Below are 16,654 nucleotides of genomic sequence, written 5' to 3'. Positions count from 1 at the left end.
CCGAAAGGCGCCGGAACGGCCTTTATGATGCTTACAGGAGTTCTCCTGGCCGTTCTCGGCCTCGGTCTCGTCGGCTGGTTTGCCGCGCGGGGCCGGGCCCGGCTGCTCCACACGGGGCGCGGCTCGCTCAATTCGCTGCCCAACTACCACGGCTGGCATGTGCTGCTGTGGACCATCGTCCCGGCGCTGATCGCCTGGGGCGCATGGTCCGCGATCATGCCGGGGCTGGTCGATGGCGCGGTTCTGGCCGATCCGGCCGCCGCCCAGCTTCCGGCCGATGCGATGAGCCGCGCCGCGGTGCTTTCCGAAGCCAAGGCGATTGCCGACAATCCCGGGCAGGCTGCGTTCAATCCCCTGGCGCAGACCCTGTCCGAACCGGTGCGCGCCGCGCACCAGCGCTTCGGCCTGATCGGCGCGCTGCTCGTGGTGATCGTGGCGCTGGCCGGCGGCGGCTGGGCCTTCACCAAGGTCCGTGCCAATTATCCGGCGCGCACCCGCGTGGAGCGGGCGGTGATGGGCGTGCTGCTGCTCGCCTCGCTGATCGCGATCCTGACCACGTTCGGCATCGTCGCCTCGCTGGTGTTCGAAGCGGGCATGTTCTTCAAGGACGTCTCGCCGATCGACTTCCTTCTCGGCACCCACTGGTCGCCCGGCTCGGCGCGCGGGGACAATCTGGGTGAAAGCTTCGGCGCGGTGCCGCTGTTCTGGGGTACGATCTATATCGGCGCGATCATCGCCATGATCGTGGCGATCCCGCTGGGTCTGATGAGCGCCGTCTACCTGACCCAGTACGCCACGCCGACCATCCGCAAGTGGCTGAAGCCGGTGCTGGAAATCCTCGCGGGTATTCCCACGGTGGTCTACGGCTACTTCGCGGCGCTGACCGTGGCGCCGATCTTCCGTGATTTCGCCGCCTCGCTCGGCATGCCCAACCCCTCCACCGAAAGCGCGCTGGCGGCCGGTGTGGTGATGGGCGTGATGATCATTCCCTTCGTCTCCTCGATGGCGGACGACGCGTTGGCCGCCGTGCCCCGCGCGATGAGCGACGGTTCGCTGGCGCTGGGCGCCACCAAGTCGGAAACGATCAAGAAAGTGCTGCTGCCCGCCGCGCTGCCCGGCATCGTTGCCGGCGTGATGCTGGCCGTCAGCCGCGCGATTGGCGAAACCATGATCGTGGTCATGGCCGCCGGTGCCGCCGCCAACCTTTCGGCGAACCCTTTCGCATCGATGACCACGGTCACCTACCAGATCGTCCAGATGCTGACGGGTGATCAGGAGTTCAACAGCCCCAAGACGCTCTCCGCCTTCGCGCTCGGCCTGGTGCTGTTCATCGTCACCCTCGTTCTCAACATCATCGCGCTCCGTGTGGTGAAGCGTTTCCGGGAAGCTTATGAGTAACGCACGCCATAGTAATGCAGGGTGGCAATCACCGGAGGCTGCAAGGCGGATCGCGCGCCGCAACGCCGCCGAACGCCGCTTCAAGCTGCTGGGCCTTGGCGCGATCGTCCTCAGCCTCGCCTTCCTGGCGCTGCTGCTGGCGATCATGCTGAAGAACGGTCTGGGCGGGCTGGACTGGTCGTTCCTGACCGGGTCGGATTCCACCAATCCCGATGTCGCCGGCGTCTGGGGCGCCACCAAGGGGTCGCTGCTGACGATGTTCGTCACGCTGGTGCTCTCTTTCCCGATGGGCGTGCTCGCCGCCGTCTATCTGGAAGAATTCGCCCCCAAGGCGCGCTGGATCGAATGGGTGGAAGTCTCGATCAACAACCTGGCCGCCGTGCCCTCGATCATCTTCGGCCTGCTGGGTCTGGCGGTGTTCATCAACACGCTGGGCATGCCGCGTTCGTCACCGCTGGTCGGCGGTCTCACGCTGGCGCTGATGACGATGCCGGTCATCGTCATTTCCGGCCGCAACGCGATCAAGGCGGTGCCGCCTTCGATCCGCGACGCCGCGCTGGCGGTGGGCGCAAGCAAGGTGCAGACCGTGTTCCACCACGTCCTGCCCCTGGCGCTGCCCGGCATCCTCACCGGCACGATCATCGGCATGGCCCGCGCGCTGGGTGAAACCGCGCCGCTGCTGATGATCGGCATGCGTGCCTTCGTCGTCACTCCGCCGGGCGGGATCACCGATCCTTCCAGCGTGCTGCCGATGCAGATCTTCCTGTGGTCCGACGAAATCGACAGCGGTTTCGTACAGAACACGTCCGCTGCCATCATTGTCCTGCTGGTCTTCCTGCTGGCGATGAACGGCCTTGCAATCTACCTTCGAAACAAGTTCGAAGTGCGCTGGTAGAACCATGACTGAAGCCAAACTTATCGCCCGCAATGTCGACGTCTTCTACGGCGCGAAGAAGGCCATCAACGGTGTGTCGATCGAGATCGACAACGGCATCGTCACCGCCTTCATCGGTCCGTCGGGCTGCGGCAAGTCCACGTTCCTGCGGTCCTTGAACCGCATGAACGACACCATCGCCGATGCCCGCGTCACCGGCGAGATCCTGCTGGATGGCGAGAACATCTACGCGCCGGACATGGATCCCGTGGCCCTGCGCGCCCGCGTGGGCATGGTGTTCCAGAAGCCGAACCCGTTCCCGAAGTCGATCTACGAGAACGTGGCCTATGGCCCGCGCATCCACGGTCTGGCGCCGGCCAAGGCGGACATGGACGGGATCATCGAAAGCTCGCTGACCAAGGCCGGTTTGTGGGATGAAGTGAAGGACCGCCTGCACGAACCCGGCACCGCGCTTTCGGGCGGCCAGCAGCAGCGCCTGTGCATCGCCCGCGCCATCGCCGTCAGCCCCGAAGTGATCCTGATGGACGAGCCGTGCTCCGCGCTCGACCCGATCGCCACCGCGCGTATCGAGGAACTGATCGACGAGCTGAAGGACACGTACGCCATCGTCATCGTCACCCACTCGATGCAGCAGGCGGCGCGCGTGTCGCAGCGCACGGCGTTCTTCCACCTCGGCAACCTGGTGGAATACGGGGACACGAGCCAGATCTTCACCACCCCGCGTGAAGAGAAGACCAAGGACTACATCACCGGTCGCTACGGCTGACGGCGAAGACAGGGAACAGGACAAGAGCCATGGTTGACCACACCGTAAAGGCCTTCGACAGCGAGATCGGGCAGCTTCGCGGGCTTGTTGCCGAAATGGGCGGCCTTGCCGAAGTCGCGATCCGCGACGCCATCGTCGCGCTGACCCAGCATGACGAGGATCTGGCCGCGCAAGTCGTCGCCGCCGACGCCCGCCTCGATGCGCTGGAAGCCGAAGTGGACCGTCTTGCGGTTCGCACCATCGCGCTGCGTGCGCCGATGGCGGACGATCTGCGCGACGTGATCGCCGCGCTGAAGATCTCCGGCGTGATCGAACGCATCGGCGACTATGCCAAGAACATCGCCAAGCGCGTCAACGCGATGGAGAGCCGGGGCAAGATCGAGCCGCTGGAACTCGTGCCGATGATGGCCGAGATTGCCGAGGGCATGGTGCGCGACGTGCTGAACGCTTACGGCTCGCGCGATGCCGCGCTGGCGCAGGAAGTGATCCGCCGCGATGAGAAGCTGGACCAGTTCTACAATACGCTGTTCCGCTCGCTGCTCACGCACATGATGGAGAACCCGGCGACGATCACCAGCGCCGCCCAGTTGCTCTTCATCGCCCGCAACCTCGAACGCATTGGCGATCACGCCACCAATGTCGCGGAAATGGTCTATTACGCCGCCACCGGCGAATACCATGCCGAACGCGACAGCCAGACCAACGACACGCGAGGCCTGCCGTGAACCCTTCCGTTCTGGTCGTCGAGGACGACCGCGCTCTCTGCGAACTGCTGACCTGGAATCTCAGCGCCGAAGGCTATCAGGTGCGCAGCACCGGGGATGGCGAGGAAGCGCTGCTGATGGTGCAGGAACAGGCGCCCGATGCCATCATCCTCGACTGGATGATCGAGCATGTGCCTGGCATCGAGGTTTGCCGCCAACTGCGCAAGGACAAGGAAACCGCGCAGATCCCGATCCTCATGCTCACCGCGCGCGGCGAGGAGGAGGACATGATCCGCGGCTTTAAGACCGGTGCGGACGATTACGTCACCAAGCCGTTCTCGCCGCGCGAACTCATGGCCCGCGTCGAAGCGCTGCTGCGCCGCGCGCGCCCGTCGCTGGCGGGCAACGTGCTGCAGTGGGGCGATATCGAGCTCGACGTCACCAGCCACCGCGTGCGTCGCGGCGGCGAGGCGCTGCACCTTGGGCCCACCGAATTCCGCCTGCTGCGCTACTTCATGGAACGCCCGAACCGCGTGGTTTCGCGCCAGCAGATCCTCGACGGCGTCTGGGGTATGGATTCGGATATCGACGAGCGCACCGTGGACGTTCACATCCGCCGCCTGCGCAAGGCGATCAACCGCGCCAACGACACAGACCCGATCCGCACCGTGCGCGCGGCGGGTTATGCGATGGACGTGACCTGAAGGCATTGCGCCTCGTTGCCCGTCGGGCAACGAGGCGTTGACGATCAGGCCGCCATCCTTATAGGCGGCTGCACGGTAATGGATTTCTGCCGGGCTTTTCAGGGGCGATGCGCTCCGGGCCGAACCGCCCTAGCAAGGGACGATGATTCCTGACTGGCGCCGCAAGGCAGCAAGGAGGAATCGTGCGTGCTACTTTCCGTGCTCTTTTCGCAGAACTGAAGCTTTCGGCGCTTGCTTACCGCCGAGCCGATCACGGCCTGCCTGTACCGGGATGGCCGATCTTGGGCTGGGCTTTGATGCTGGCGCTGATGGCCGTGGTCGTGGGTACGCTCTGCGCCGCTTTCCTGTGGAGCCTCGACGCGGCGACGCAGCTTCGCTTCGCGCATCCCTGGCTGCTGTTCCTGCTGCCGCTGGGCGGCGCGGCGGTGGCCGGGCTCTATCATGCTGTCGGCCGCCCGGTGGAAGCGGGCAACAACCTGATCGTCGAACAGATACACGAGCCCGGCGGCGGCGTGCCGCTGCGCATGGCGCCGCTGGTGTTCCTGGGCACGATCGTCACCCATCTGCTGGGCGGATCGGCGGGGCGCGAGGGGACGGCGGTGCAACTGGGCGGCAGCCTTGCCAGTGCGATCGCCAGGGCGTTCCGGCTGGACGCGCCCGGCGTCAGCATCCTGCTGAAGGCCGGCGTCGCGGCCGGTTTCGGCGCGGTGTTCGGAACGCCACTGGCCGGCGCCGTGTTCGCGCTGGAAGTGCTGGCGATCGGCCGGATCGACTATGCGGGGCTGCTGCCCTGTCTGGTCGCCGCGCTGATCGGGGACTGGACCTGCCACGCCTGGGGCATTCATCACACCCCCTACCACATCGCCTATGCCGCCGCCGTGGCGGACCAGCTTTCGACTACGCCGCTGCTGCTGGCGAAGGCGGCGATCGCCGGCGTCGTCTTCGGTCTGGCCGGGCTGACTTTTGCGGAGGCCAATCACGCGCTGGGCGGGTTCCTGAAGCGCGTGGTGCCCTTTGCACCCGTGCGGGCGGCGCTGGGCGGCGTGGCGGTGATCGCGCTCGTCTACCTTTGCGGCACGCGCGCCTATCTCGGCCTTGGTGTCTGGTCCGCGATTCCCGGCGATCCGACCATCGGCGGCTTCTTCGGCCCCCACATCGATTCGTGGAGCTGGGCGCTGAAGATGCTGTTCACCGTCGTCACCCTGAGCACGGGCTTCAAGGGCGGGGAAGTGACACCGCTGTTCTTCATCGGCGCGGCGCTGGGCAATGCGCTGGCCGGGGTCTTGGGCGCGCCGGTCGACCTGTTCGCCGGGCTGGGCTTCGTGGCGGTATTCGCCGGCGCGGCCAATGTGCCGCTGGCCTGCACGATCATGGGGATCGAACTGTTCGGGGCGACCCACGCCGTGCCGATCGCGGTGGCCTGCTTCGTGGCCTACCTCTGCTCGGGCCATAACGGCATCTACCTGTCGCAGCGGATCGCCGTGCCGAAGCGGTCCTTCGGCCAACAGTCGGTTGTGCGGAACGCCCTGACATTACGCGATGTCCGCTCGGCCCGTCCGAACCGCTTCGCAAAACCGTCTCGGGCCGGAGGCTGAGCCGCCCCCGGCATAATCGGTTTTCCTACACTTGATAGGCAGGGTTAATCTCTGCGGATGTCCAGATCGGCCGATTTCCGCTTATCGCGCGCCCGCGGTGCCAGTCCGGCAACCGGCCCGAGCGCCGGTGTCGCTAATCACAAGGTGACGGTTTTTCGGGCGTTTGGGGGCAAGGTGACACTTTTCCCTCTGGACCGTGTCAACTGTGTCAACACGAAGTGTCACCTTGTGGTTCGGCGCATGATCCGGTGGGCGAATTACTCGCCGGTCTTCAGGCCCTTCAGTGCCGCGAAGGGGCCGTTGTCTTCCGGCGTACCGATTCCGGCGGCCTTGCGGGCATTGTCGGCGTCGGGGCCGGTCAGGAAGGGATCGATGGCCAGTGCCAGGCTCTGCGCCACGGCCTCGCCCAGATCGATGTGGGTGCCGGTGTACTCGATCTCGTCCAGTTCGTCGGCAGTCAGTTCCAGCTCCTCGCCCGCCACGTGGTTTTCGGGTTCGGGTACGAAGCGGAACAGCAGCGCTTCGTTCACGGAAACCGGCAGGTCTTCGGCCGAAACCGCGCAGGACTGGATGAACTCCGCCTTGATCGTGCCTTTCGCCTCCACCTTGCGGTCCTTGCGGACAAGGTCGAGGTCGGCGGAGAGGCTGTCTATCCGCACAAGGCCGAAGCGTTTGGCCAGCGCGGCGCGCTCGGCCTCGTTCGCCTCGACATGGGCAGGTTTGCTTTCCACCTGTCGGATATCGACGCGGCGGGAAAATTCGGGGGTGTAGTCGGTTGATTCGCTCATCGTGCGATCCTTGCCGCCAGAAGGTCCTCCGCCGCAAGCGCATCGACCTCAGCGGCCAAAGCTTTCACCGGCTCGACCAGCGCGGCCGGATCCGCGCCTTCGCGCAGCGTCACGTTGCGGGCCAGCACGGCGGCGAGGGCGGCGTCATCGGCGGTGAGGGCCTCACGAAGTGCGCCGATGCGGCCGCCCAGCGCGCTCATCAGCTTGCCCATATGCTTGCCGACCACCAGATCGCCGATGCCGGACTGGCGCAGCTGGCCATCCATATCGTCCACGAACAGTTCGGTCAGCCGCGCGGCGGGATCGATCAGCGCGTCGTCACGCTCCATGCGCAGAACGACCAGCGCCATGACCAGCGTTATGGTGTCGAAACGGCCGGCGACGGTGTCGGCAATGCCATACTGTGCATACCAGGGCTTTTCGCGGGCGATCTCCACCACGCGGTGCCACAGCGGGCGCACGGCATCGCGGCGGGCTTGGTTCGTATCCGGTTGTCTGCCGATCAGGCGGGAGAGCAGGGTCACTTCGCTTCGGGCCTTTCCTCTGCTGCCCCCCGTCCGGCATTCGTCCGATATTCGGCGCGCCGGTTTCGTTCAGGGGCAATTCAATCAAGCTGCCCCAACGCCCATTGCGCGACAAGCCGCTGGGCCCTAAGGCTCGGTACCGTTATTTGGGTCGATATATGGCTCTGGCACCGGCAGGCAATGGCCGGAGCGGACCAGCCCCGTGAATTGGAGTGGGAAAATGCGCGGTTCTGGTCATGGCTCTCGCCAAAAAGCTAAGGCGGCGGCTGTTGTTCTGGCGCTGGCTGCGCTGACGGGGGGCTGCACCTCGATCCGCGATCACCGCGGCTATCTGGTCGACCAGACGCTGCTCGATTCGGTTTCGCCCGGCGTGGACAATCGCCAGTCTGTGGAAAAAACGCTCGGTCGTCCCACGTTCGTCAGCCAGTTTGGCGAAAAGGATTACTACTACGTCTCGCAGCTGGTGAAGACGCCGCCCTTCGGCCGTCCGCGCACGGCAACGCAGCAGATCCTGCGCGTGCGCTTCGATCCGGCCGGCAACGTCGTCGCGGTGGACAAGGCCGGCACGCAGGACGTGGCGCGCATCCGCCCCGAAGGCGATACGACGCCGACGCTGGGCCGCCATCGCGGTCTGCTGGAAGATCTGTTCGGCAATATCGGCCAGGTCGGCGCCGCCGGCATGGGCACCGGCCAGCAGCCCAGCGGCCCTGGGCCGAACGGCAGCTGATAGAACACGTCTCGATCGATTCGAAGTGCCCGCGAAGTCGCCAGGTCGATTTCGCGGGCATTTTCGTTCGATGCATGGGCTTGCGCGGTTCCAGCGCTTGAACCGCAAGCCAGCGGTCATATATCCGCGGCATGGACAATAGCGGGGCGAGCCACGGCCTGATCCAGTGGCACGGAACCACCATCATCGGTGTGAAGAAGGGCGGCAAGACCGTCATCGCCGGCGACGGCCAGGTTTCCATGGGCAATACCGTCATGAAGCCCAACGCGCGCAAGGTGCGCCGGATCGGTGACGGAAAGGTGATCGCGGGCTTCGCCGGCGCCACCGCCGATGCTTTCACTTTGTTCGAACGCCTTGAGCGCAAGCTGGAGCAGCATCGCGGCCAGCTGATGCGCGCGGCGGTCGAACTCGCCAAGGACTGGCGGACCGACAAGTACTTGCGCAACCTTGAGGCGCTGATGATCGTCGCCGATGCGGAGACGTTGCTGGTGCTCACCGGCAATGGCGACGTGCTGGAGCCGGAAGGCGGCATCACCGCGATCGGTTCGGGCGGCAATTACGCGCTGGCCGCGGCCCGCGCGCTCGACGAGTACGAGGAAGATGCCGAGCGGATCGCCCGGCGCGCCATGGCCGTCGCCGCCGACATCTGCGTCTTCACCAACGACCGCGTCACGGTCGAGACCATCTGAATTTGCGGGACATCATGAAAGACAACCTGACCCCCAAGGCCATCGTCCGCGCGCTCGACGAGCACATCATCGGGCAGACCGAAGCCAAGAAGGCCGTCGCGGTCGCCCTGCGCAACCGCTGGCGCCGCCAGAAGCTGTCGCTCGACTTGCGTGATGAAGTGACGCCCAAGAACATCCTGATGATCGGGCCCACGGGCTGCGGCAAGACCGAGATCAGCCGCCGCCTCGCCAAGCTGGCCGATGCGCCCTTCGTGAAGGTGGAAGCCACCAAGTTCACCGAAGTCGGCTATGTCGGCCGCGACGTGGAGCAGATCGCGCGCGATCTGGTGGAAGAGGCGATCCGTCTGGAGAAAGACCGCCGCCGCGAATCGGTGCGTGAGGCGGCCAGCAAGGCGGCGATGGAGCGCCTGCTCAACGCGCTTGTCGGCGAAGGCGCTTCGGAGGCGACCCGCGCCTCGTTCCACCAGCGCATCACTGAAAACGCGATGAACGAGACCGAGGTGGAGATCGAGGTCGAGGATACGCCCTCGGCCCCGATGGAGATCCCGGGCATGGGCGGCTCGGTCGGCATGATCAACTTGTCGGACATCATGGGCAAGGCGTTCGGCGGGCCCAAGCTGACACGCCGCAAGATGAAAGTGCCCGACGCCTGGGACAAGCTGGTCGACGAAGAGTCGGAAAAGCGCATGGACCAGGACGATGTCGCCCGCACCGCGCTGGCCAATGCCGAGACTAACGGCATCGTCTTCCTGGACGAGATCGACAAGATCGCCGTTTCGGACGTACGCGGCGGCTCGGTCAGCCGTGAAGGCGTGCAGCGTGACTTGCTGCCGCTGATCGAGGGTACCACGGTTGCCACCAAGTATGGCCCGATGAAGACCGATCACGTGCTCTTCATCGCCAGCGGTGCGTTCCACGTCGCCAAGCCCAGCGACATGCTGCCCGAACTGCAGGGCCGTCTGCCGATCCGCGTCGAACTGAAGGCACTGACGGAGGAAGACTTCGTGCGCATCCTCTCGGAAACGCGGGCGAATTTGGTGGCCCAGTACAAGGCGCTGCTCGCGACCGAGGAAGTGGCGGTGGACGTCACGGCCGATGCCGTGAAGGAAATCGCCAAGATCGCCGCGCAAGTGAACGAAAGCGTCGAGAACATCGGTGCCCGCCGCCTGCAGACGGTGATGGAAAAGCTGCTGGAGGAACTCAGCTTCGAGGCGGAGGACCGGAAGGGCGAGACGGTTTCGATCGACCAGTCGTACGTGCGCGAAAAGCTGGCGGGGCTGGCCGGAAACGCCGATCTGTCGAAGTACATCCTGTAATTCACGGCCTTCGGGCAGGAAGCGAAAAGGGCGCGAGGCTTCGGCCTCGCGCCCTTTTGTTCCTTGAATGTTCTTTTTAATCGGCTAGATTCGGTGACGACAAGGAGAATCGTCATGAAGCTAGAAGGTGGTTGCCAGTGCGGCGACGTGCGTTACCGCGTCGAGGGTGAGCCGCTCCACGCCGCGTTCTGTCATTGCGCGGACTGTCGCAAATCCGCGGGCGCGCCGGTGGTGGCCTGGGGCGCGTTCAACCATGCCGAGTTCGAAGTGCTTCAGGGCGATGCCGCGGTGTTCAATTCCAGCGGATCCGCCATGCGCCACTTCTGCCCGCGGTGCGGGACAGGGCTCTGGTACACCAACGCGGAATATCTGCCGGGCATCGTCGATATCCAGATCGCGACGCTCGACGATCCCGAAGCGCTGCCGCCCGGCGCGCATATCCAGGTGGCCGAGCGGGTGTCGTGGATGAAGGACACGACCCACGTACCGGAATTCGAACGCTACCCGGGTGGGTGATCTTGCCGCGGCCATAACGGCCGACGCGTCCATGCTGGACCTCGATCGCGATGGGGCCTGCCTCCATCCGGGACTGGCGACTGCGATCCTCGGCGATCTTGCGTCCATTCTGGCGAAATGGCCCGATGGTCATGCCGGCATTCGCATATCCGGCGATCCCGATCTGGCGCGAATGCTGGCTTCGGAAGGAGCCATCGGCGCGATGGCGGCCTAAGCGAAGGGCCGCGATGTGCGGCCGGTACGCGCCGTGCTGTTCGACAAGAACGAACGGGCGGATTGGTCGCTCGGCTGGCATCAGGACCGGACGATCGCCGTGCGCGAACGGGCCGAAGTAGCGGGCTTTGGTCCATGGTCGGTCAAGCAGGGTATCCGGCATGTCGAGCCACCCTTTGCGGTGATCGAGGAGATGGTGACGGTGCGCATCCATCTCGATCCGGTGGACGAGGACAATGCGCCCTTGTTGATCGCGCAGGGCTCGCACCGGCTGGGGCGCATTGCGGTGGGTGAGGTTGAGGCCGTGGTCGCGGGCCTGCCGGTCCATGCCTGCCTTGCCCGGGCGGGCGATGTCTGGTGCTATCGCACGCCGATCCTCCATGCCTCGAACGCGGCCCGGGCCGAATCCGGGTCACCGGTCAAAACTGGATCGGGAGGCCGCAGACGGCGGGTGCTTCAGGTCGATTATGCCGCCGGGGACTTGCCAGCGCCACTGGACTGGCTAGGCATCTGAACATTCGAAATCGCGAGGTTGCCAATGTACCAGACCCCCGAAGACCGTCCGATCTACCGCCTGCTCACCGGAGCGGATGACCGCGCATTCTGCGAGCGCGTGTCCGAGGCGCTGGCGCAGGGCTGGCGGCTCTATGGTTCGCCGTCGCTGTCGTGGGATACGGCGGAAAACTGCATGAAGGCGGCGCAGGCCGTGGTCTGGCATGAGGCTGATGTCGTGAAGTGATAGTGCGTGCGGTGGATCAGCGGTCCACCGCGCCTTCGGGCAGCAGCGGCGCAAGCCGTTCGATGATCAGCCGGCCCTCGGCATCGTCGATGCCTTGCCCCATGCGGATCGTCGAGGCGCCGTAATCGAACGACATGCAGCCCATGCGCCGCGTCATGAACGGGCCGCCCCAGCCACCGCTGAAGTTGAAGGCGAAGGGCACCGAGCCGTTGATGCGCATGTGATGTACTTTCGCCAGCGAGTACGCACGCTCGCGGCTGAAACCCAACATGCGCCAGCCATGGATCAATTGGCCTGACTCCACGCGGATCACTTCGGAGCCGGTAAACTGCCAGAGGATCGTGCTCGCCGCGAAGACCCAGCCAATGGCCCAGAAGACGAGCCAAACGGCCAGAAACATCTGCGGCCAAAGGAAGAGTGTGGAGACTGCGGCCACGCCGCCCGCCGTCCATAGCGTTAGCCAGAAGCACAGGAAAACCAGGCCGAACCAGAATTTCCGCGCCGGTATGCGGATTTCCGGCTGGCGAACGCCGCCTTCGATGGTGAAGCGGGCGGGGCGGAAGGGGGCTTCCTTGACGGCCATCCCCTCGGGCTAAATCAGCTCGTACGCAAAAGCGAATTAAATCAATTCGCTCTTTCGCTCACTCGGCCGCCTCGGTCATCGCTTCCGCTTCGGCTGCCTGGCGCGCCCACATTTCGGCGTAGAGGCCGTCGAGCCGAAGCAGTTGCGCGTGGGTGCCGCTTTCGGCCAGTCGCCCTTCGTTCAGCACAAGGATCCGGTCGGCATCGGCAATCGTCGAAAGGCGGTGCGCGATGGAAAGGCTTGTGCGGTTTTCCGAAACCCGGTGGAGCGTCGCCAGAATGTCCTGTTCGGTGCGGGTGTCGAGTGCGGAGGTCGCCTCGTCCAGCAGCAGGATTGGCGGGTTCTTCACCAAAGTGCGGGCAATCGCCACGCGCTGTTTCTCGCCGCCCGAAAGCTTCAGGCCGCGCTCGCCCACTTCGGTGGCGTAGCCTTGCGGCAGCCGGTCGATCAGGCCGAGCAGGGCGGCCCCGCGCGCGGCGGTCTCCACCTCTTCCTGCGTCGCACCGTCGCGGCCATAGGCGATGTTGTAACCGATGGTGTCGTTGAACAGTACCGAATCCTGCGGAACGATGCCGATGGCGGCGCGCAGCGAGGTCTGTGAAACTTCGGCGATATCCTGCCCGTCGATCAGGATGCGGCCCTGCTGCGGATCGTAAAAGCGGAACAGCAGCCGCGCGATGGTGGACTTGCCCGCGCCCGAGGGGCCGACGATGGCGAAGTTCTGCCCGGCCGGCACTTCGAACGACAGGCCCTTCAGGATGCCGCGGTCCGGCTCGTAGCCGAACACGACGTTGTCGAACACCACCGACGGGTGGCGGATTACCAGTGCCGGGGCACCGGGCTTGTCCGAAACTTCCTGCGGCTCGTCCAGCAGGCGGAACATTTCTGCCATGTCGATCAGGCCCTGCCGGATCGTGCGATAGACCATGCCCAGCATGTCGAGCGGGCGGAACAACTGGGTCAGGTAAGTCTGCACGAAGACCAACTGGCCCGCCGTGTACTGCCCCTTGTACCAGCCCCACACCGTATAGCCGAGCGCACCCGCCATCAGCAGGTTCACCACCAGCCCTTGCGCGATGTTCAGCAGGCCCAGCGAATTTTCGCTCTTCACCGCCGCATCCGCATAGGCGCGGGTGGCCTGGGCATAGCGCGCCTTTTCGCGATGCTCGGCCGAGAAGTACTTCACCGTCTCGTAATTGAGCAGCGAATCCACCGCGCGCGCTAACGCCTGCCCGTCGAGCCGGTTCATCTGCTCGCGCAGCTTGGTGCGCCACTCGGTGATCGCCCGCGTCACCCAGATATAGGCGGCGATGGAGATGGCGGTGGCGACGACGAGGCCGGGGCCGAAGTTCACGTAGAAGATCACCGCGACGGCAACCAGCTGCAGCACGGTGGGGGCGATGTTGAACAGCATGAAGTAGAGCATTGTGTCGATGCTCTTGGTGCCGCGCTCGATCGTCTTGGTCACTTCGCCAGTGCGGCGGGCAAGGTGGAAGCGCAGCGACAGATTGTGCAACTGGCCGAAGACGCTTTCCGCCAGTTCGCGGGTCGCATCTTGCCCCACGCGCTCGAACACGATGTTGCGGACATTGTCGAAGAGCGTCTGCAACAGGCGGCCGGCGGAATAGCCGAGCACCGTCAACATCGCCAGTTGCAGCAATTTCGGGCCCGTGGCGCCCATCAGGTCGACCGCCCATTTCATCAGATAGGGCAGGGCAAGCTGGGTCGCGGTGGACAGCAGGATGAACAGGCAGGCCCAGACGATCCGCCAGCGCAGTGCCGGATTCTCCCTCGGCCACAGATAGGGCATGAAGCGAAGGAGGGTGCGCCAGCCGTCATGGCGGGCTGCGGGGGAGTTTACGGCGGTGTCTGGTGGCATCCGCGCTATTTAGTGCGCGGTTCGCTGGAGGCAATCTTTCTGATCCCGTTCGCGGGTTGTCCGCTGTTCCGCGGAATGTCGAACAGGACCTTGCGGGATGAAAAGTCGATGGCGATCCGCCTGAAAATGCGCAGTTCACGCATGCCGAGGAACAGCGCCGGGCGCTTGTCCAGCCCCAGTTCGCGGAAGGCGGGAGAATCGGCGAAGGCGATGACGATGTTGGTCACCCCCAGTTCGCCGATCTTCAGCTTCTGCGCCACGGCCAGCTCGGCGGAGAGCATGTCCCCGGTCACGCTGGCAAGCTTGACGGTGCCGGCCAGATGCTTGCGCATGGCATTTTGCAAGGCAAGGTTGCCTACCGCGCTGCTGGCGCCGGTGTCGATGACGACGCTGGCGCGAATGCCGTCGACTACCGCATCGGTCATGATCAGCCGCCCCAATCGCCGCCGCGCCCGCACGACGATTTCGTAGCCCTTGTTGTCCGACACTTCCTCGACCGGATTGATCGCGATGGTGCTCCGCTCGAAATCGAGCGTGACGCGTTGGCCTTGAAGGCTATCCGTTCCCACGATGCCGTCGGCGCCGATGTGCTCCGCCTCCAGCAGCGGTACCGTCAGGTCGCGGAACGAGCGCTGGCCGATGGCCAAGGTATCGACGCGCGCGGTGGATACGTTGCTGGCTCCGGCCATGCCGATCACCGTTACCTCAGGGCCCAGCGGCAGGCCAAGGCTGCCGGCCAGCGCGCTGGAAACGACGGTTTGCTGCGATCCTGTATCGATCAGGAAGTGATAAGGCCCTTGCCCCTGTACGGCTACAGCCACCGTCATCCGCTCATCGGGATCGGTGCCGGTTTTCAGCGTTTGCCCGGCGGGATCGCTCTCGTCGGGGATAGTCACGGGGGCTGTGCCCGACGCTGCGGGCGTCGCAGCGACGAGCATCAGCGCAAGGGCGCCGCCAATCATGTCATCCTCCCCGCGGAGCTTCACCTCCGTCGGATATTGTCAGGCCGACAGATTATCACGAATCGGGCGAACGCACCACGTTTTGCCCGCGTCGCAACGCGGGAATTCTGGACATGACCGGATGGATGAGATGAAGCGCCATGCCGGCCAGATCGGCGCGTGCAGGGTGGCGAAACAGGACGATCGCCAGCCCCCAACACAGCCCGCCCAGCGCTGCGCTTGCAGACAGTCCGGCAAAGCCCAGCGTCGCCGGATCGCGCCAGTAGGTCACGGCCCATAGTGCGGGCAGCGCGGTTGCCAGGGCAACGCCTGCGCTTGCCGCATAGGTGCGTAGCATAGCCCGCCAGCGGAAGCCGACCAGTCGGTGCATCCATCCCGCGTAGATGCACACCCAGCCAATGCCGTAGACGATGCGGGAGGCTGCGGCCGCTTCCACCCCGATCGCCGCCCCGGCAATCAGCGTGCCCACCGAAAGGGCGGTGTCCGCCAGGTTGAACCAGAACAGTCGGCGCAAATGGCCCAGCAGGATGGGAAGGTCCATATGCAGGGGCAGCGCCACGAAACAGCACTCGGCAAGCGCAACGTAGGTCAGTAGCGGTGCGGCGCCGGACCAGCCGGGGCCATAGAGCAGCAGGATCACCGGCTGCGACAGCACTGCCAGAAGGGCCATCGCGGGCCAGACGATAGCGCCGTGCGCGGCCACCACACGCTCGTAATAGGGGCCCAGTTCCTTGCCCTCGTCACGCAGCCGCGCGAACGTTGGGTAATAGATGGAGCTTACGGCCCCGGCGACGAGGTAGTGGAGCTGCGATGCCAGGGCCACGCCGCGGCTGAACAGGCCGGTTGCCGCCATTCCCTGCAGACGGCCGACGATCAGGTCTGGCGTGCGCATACCGATGCCGCCCGAAAGGTAGAGCAGGGCGCTACCCGAACCGAATGCGATGATTTCCCGCAGCCGGGCCGGCTTCAGCCCAAGGCCGGGGCGGGCCGGGCGCAACACTTGCGCAACCACTGCGCGCACCGCCGATTGCGCGATCATCGCCCAGGCCAGCGATGCCGCGGAAAACCCCAATGCCGCCAGGATCAGCGCGCAGCTGCTGTTGGCGATTGCGCCGGATGCATTGACCAGAAACGTGCCGCGAAAATCGAGCCGCCGCGATAGCAGCGCCACCGGCACCACGCTCCACGGATTGAGCAGGTAAGAGGCGGCGATCAGACCCAGGATCGGAAACAGGCGTGGCTCACCGTAAAAGCGGGCGACCGGCCAGGCGAGCGCCAGAATCAATGCGGCCAACAGGAACGAGAAAGTCACCGCGATCACCGTGCAGTGGCGAACCGTCTCGTCGTCTGCACTCGGATGGCGCCCCAGATAGCGGGTCAACCCGAAGTCCTGGATCACCGAAAGGATCATCGCCGTTGCCAGCGCGACGGAAAACAGGCCGATTTCCTCCGGCTTCAGGAAGAAGCGGGAGACCAGCACCGATGTGACGAATTGCATCGCGAACTGGGAATACTGGCTCGCCGCTGCCCAGAGCGCGGCGGACTTCACGCTGCCGCTTCCGCGACCGCTCTCGTCGGACGAAGGGGCAGAAGTGGCTTCACTCACCTCAGGCCGCCTTGGTCGCCGTCAGCGTCGCGGCAAGCCGCAGCGCGCGC

20 protein-coding genes (1 of these 20 running past the window's edge) are annotated in these 16,654 nt (G+C 65.2%); 13 read left to right on the top strand and 7 right to left on the bottom strand.

The window, feature by feature from the left end:
• Window positions 1–24: 24 nt before the first annotated feature.
• From pstC to ACZ1JV_RS24540, 6 genes are all read left to right on the top strand, one after another.
• On the top strand, window positions 25–1,398 hold the full coding sequence (gene pstC / locus ACZ1JV_RS24565) for a phosphate ABC transporter permease subunit PstC (RefSeq protein WP_465150913.1): 1,374 nt from the start codon (window positions 25–27) through the stop codon (window positions 1,396–1,398).
• A complete protein-coding gene (pstA, locus tag ACZ1JV_RS24560) occupies window positions 1,391–2,293 on the top strand; it encodes a phosphate ABC transporter permease PstA (RefSeq protein WP_465150912.1) in 903 nt (300 codons plus the stop codon). The genes pstC and pstA overlap by 8 nt, the downstream gene beginning before the upstream one ends.
• Window positions 2,294–2,297: 4 nt before the next feature.
• Complete coding sequence (gene pstB / locus ACZ1JV_RS24555) at window positions 2,298–3,059, top strand: phosphate ABC transporter ATP-binding protein PstB (protein WP_465137210.1); 762 nt, start codon at window positions 2,298–2,300, stop codon at window positions 3,057–3,059.
• A 29-nt stretch (window positions 3,060–3,088) separates the two neighbouring features.
• Window positions 3,089–3,784 (top strand): phosphate signaling complex protein PhoU, encoded by a 696-nt coding sequence (gene phoU / locus ACZ1JV_RS24550; protein ID WP_465137211.1) that lies wholly within the window; start codon window positions 3,089–3,091, stop codon window positions 3,782–3,784.
• The gene (phoB, locus tag ACZ1JV_RS24545) at window positions 3,781–4,467 is read left to right on the top strand and encodes a phosphate regulon transcriptional regulator PhoB (protein WP_465137212.1); all 687 of its coding nucleotides are present in this window, start codon (window positions 3,781–3,783) and stop codon (window positions 4,465–4,467) included. The genes phoU and phoB overlap by 4 nt, the downstream gene beginning before the upstream one ends.
• Window positions 4,468–4,649: 182 nt before the next feature.
• The gene (locus ACZ1JV_RS24540) at window positions 4,650–6,062 is read left to right on the top strand and encodes a voltage-gated chloride channel family protein (protein ID WP_465150911.1); all 1,413 of its coding nucleotides are present in this window, start codon (window positions 4,650–4,652) and stop codon (window positions 6,060–6,062) included.
• Window positions 6,063–6,319: 257 nt separating this feature from the next.
• Here ACZ1JV_RS24540 and ACZ1JV_RS24535 read toward each other — a convergent pair whose 3' ends face one another.
• Together ACZ1JV_RS24535 and ACZ1JV_RS24530 are read right to left on the bottom strand one after the other, a co-directional pair.
• Window positions 6,320–6,850, bottom strand: a complete 531-nt coding sequence (locus ACZ1JV_RS24535) for a YceD family protein (protein ID WP_465137214.1) — start codon at window positions 6,848–6,850, stop codon at window positions 6,320–6,322.
• On the bottom strand, window positions 6,847–7,374 hold the full coding sequence (locus ACZ1JV_RS24530) for a ubiquinol-cytochrome C chaperone family protein (protein WP_465150910.1): 528 nt from the start codon (window positions 7,372–7,374) through the stop codon (window positions 6,847–6,849). Before ACZ1JV_RS24530 ends, ACZ1JV_RS24535 begins: the two co-directional genes overlap by 4 nt.
• Before the next feature lie 220 nt (window positions 7,375–7,594).
• Here ACZ1JV_RS24530 and ACZ1JV_RS24525 point away from each other — a divergent pair, with 220 nt between their 5' ends.
• From ACZ1JV_RS24525 to ACZ1JV_RS24495, 7 genes are all read left to right on the top strand, one after another.
• The gene (locus ACZ1JV_RS24525; RefSeq protein WP_465137216.1) at window positions 7,595–8,101 is read left to right on the top strand and encodes an outer membrane protein assembly factor BamE; all 507 of its coding nucleotides are present in this window, start codon (window positions 7,595–7,597) and stop codon (window positions 8,099–8,101) included.
• Window positions 8,102–8,232: 131 nt separating this feature from the next.
• A complete protein-coding gene (hslV, locus tag ACZ1JV_RS24520; RefSeq protein ID WP_465150909.1) occupies window positions 8,233–8,790 on the top strand; it encodes an ATP-dependent protease subunit HslV in 558 nt (185 codons plus the stop codon).
• Between the two features lie 14 nt (window positions 8,791–8,804).
• The gene (gene hslU, locus ACZ1JV_RS24515) at window positions 8,805–10,106 is read left to right on the top strand and encodes an ATP-dependent protease ATPase subunit HslU (RefSeq protein ID WP_465150908.1); all 1,302 of its coding nucleotides are present in this window, start codon (window positions 8,805–8,807) and stop codon (window positions 10,104–10,106) included.
• A gap of 114 nt (window positions 10,107–10,220) precedes the next feature.
• Window positions 10,221–10,622, top strand: a complete 402-nt coding sequence (locus tag ACZ1JV_RS24510) for a GFA family protein (protein WP_465150907.1) — start codon at window positions 10,221–10,223, stop codon at window positions 10,620–10,622.
• Window positions 10,615–10,836 carry a hypothetical protein gene (locus tag ACZ1JV_RS24505; protein ID WP_465150906.1) on the top strand — a complete coding sequence of 74 codons (222 nt, stop codon included), beginning with the start codon at window positions 10,615–10,617 and terminating at the stop codon, window positions 10,834–10,836. Before ACZ1JV_RS24510 ends, ACZ1JV_RS24505 begins: the two co-directional genes overlap by 8 nt.
• Before the next feature lie 15 nt (window positions 10,837–10,851).
• Window positions 10,852–11,349 (top strand): phytanoyl-CoA dioxygenase family protein, encoded by a 498-nt coding sequence (locus tag ACZ1JV_RS24500; protein ID WP_465150905.1) that lies wholly within the window; start codon window positions 10,852–10,854, stop codon window positions 11,347–11,349.
• Between the two features lie 24 nt (window positions 11,350–11,373).
• Window positions 11,374–11,574, top strand: coding sequence for a DUF1737 domain-containing protein (locus ACZ1JV_RS24495; protein WP_021235064.1), 201 nt, complete (start codon window positions 11,374–11,376; stop codon window positions 11,572–11,574).
• 16 nt (window positions 11,575–11,590) lie between these two features.
• Here ACZ1JV_RS24495 and ACZ1JV_RS24490 read toward each other — a convergent pair whose 3' ends face one another.
• The 5 genes in view from ACZ1JV_RS24490 to ACZ1JV_RS24470 are tightly spaced (at most 58 nt apart) and all read right to left on the bottom strand, a layout consistent with a single transcriptional unit that may run on beyond the window.
• Entirely contained in the window at window positions 11,591–12,157 is a 567-nt protein-coding gene (locus ACZ1JV_RS24490; protein ID WP_465150904.1) for a hypothetical protein, read from the bottom strand.
• A 58-nt stretch (window positions 12,158–12,215) separates the two neighbouring features.
• Window positions 12,216–14,036 (bottom strand): ABCB family ABC transporter ATP-binding protein/permease, encoded by a 1,821-nt coding sequence (locus ACZ1JV_RS24485; protein WP_465150903.1) that lies wholly within the window; start codon window positions 14,034–14,036, stop codon window positions 12,216–12,218.
• A gap of 5 nt (window positions 14,037–14,041) precedes the next feature.
• Complete coding sequence (locus ACZ1JV_RS24480; RefSeq protein WP_465150902.1) at window positions 14,042–14,998, bottom strand: aspartyl protease family protein; 957 nt, start codon at window positions 14,996–14,998, stop codon at window positions 14,042–14,044.
• A gap of 55 nt (window positions 14,999–15,053) precedes the next feature.
• Entirely contained in the window at window positions 15,054–16,604 is a 1,551-nt protein-coding gene (locus ACZ1JV_RS24475) for an oligosaccharide flippase family protein (protein WP_465150901.1), read from the bottom strand.
• Window position 16,605: 1 nt separating this feature from the next.
• A protein-coding gene (locus ACZ1JV_RS24470) for a glycosyltransferase (protein ID WP_465150900.1) crosses the window boundary here: on the bottom strand, window positions 16,606–16,654 show its end. It continues 953 nt past the right edge of the window; only the last 49 of its 1,002 coding nucleotides appear in the window; its start codon lies off the right edge, out of view; the stop codon is at window positions 16,606–16,608.

The organism is Novosphingobium sp. BL-S-19 (genome assembly GCF_055521675.1).
The sequence above is the reverse complement of the archived record's forward strand: the minus strand, read 5'-3'. Positions and strand labels throughout refer to the sequence as shown.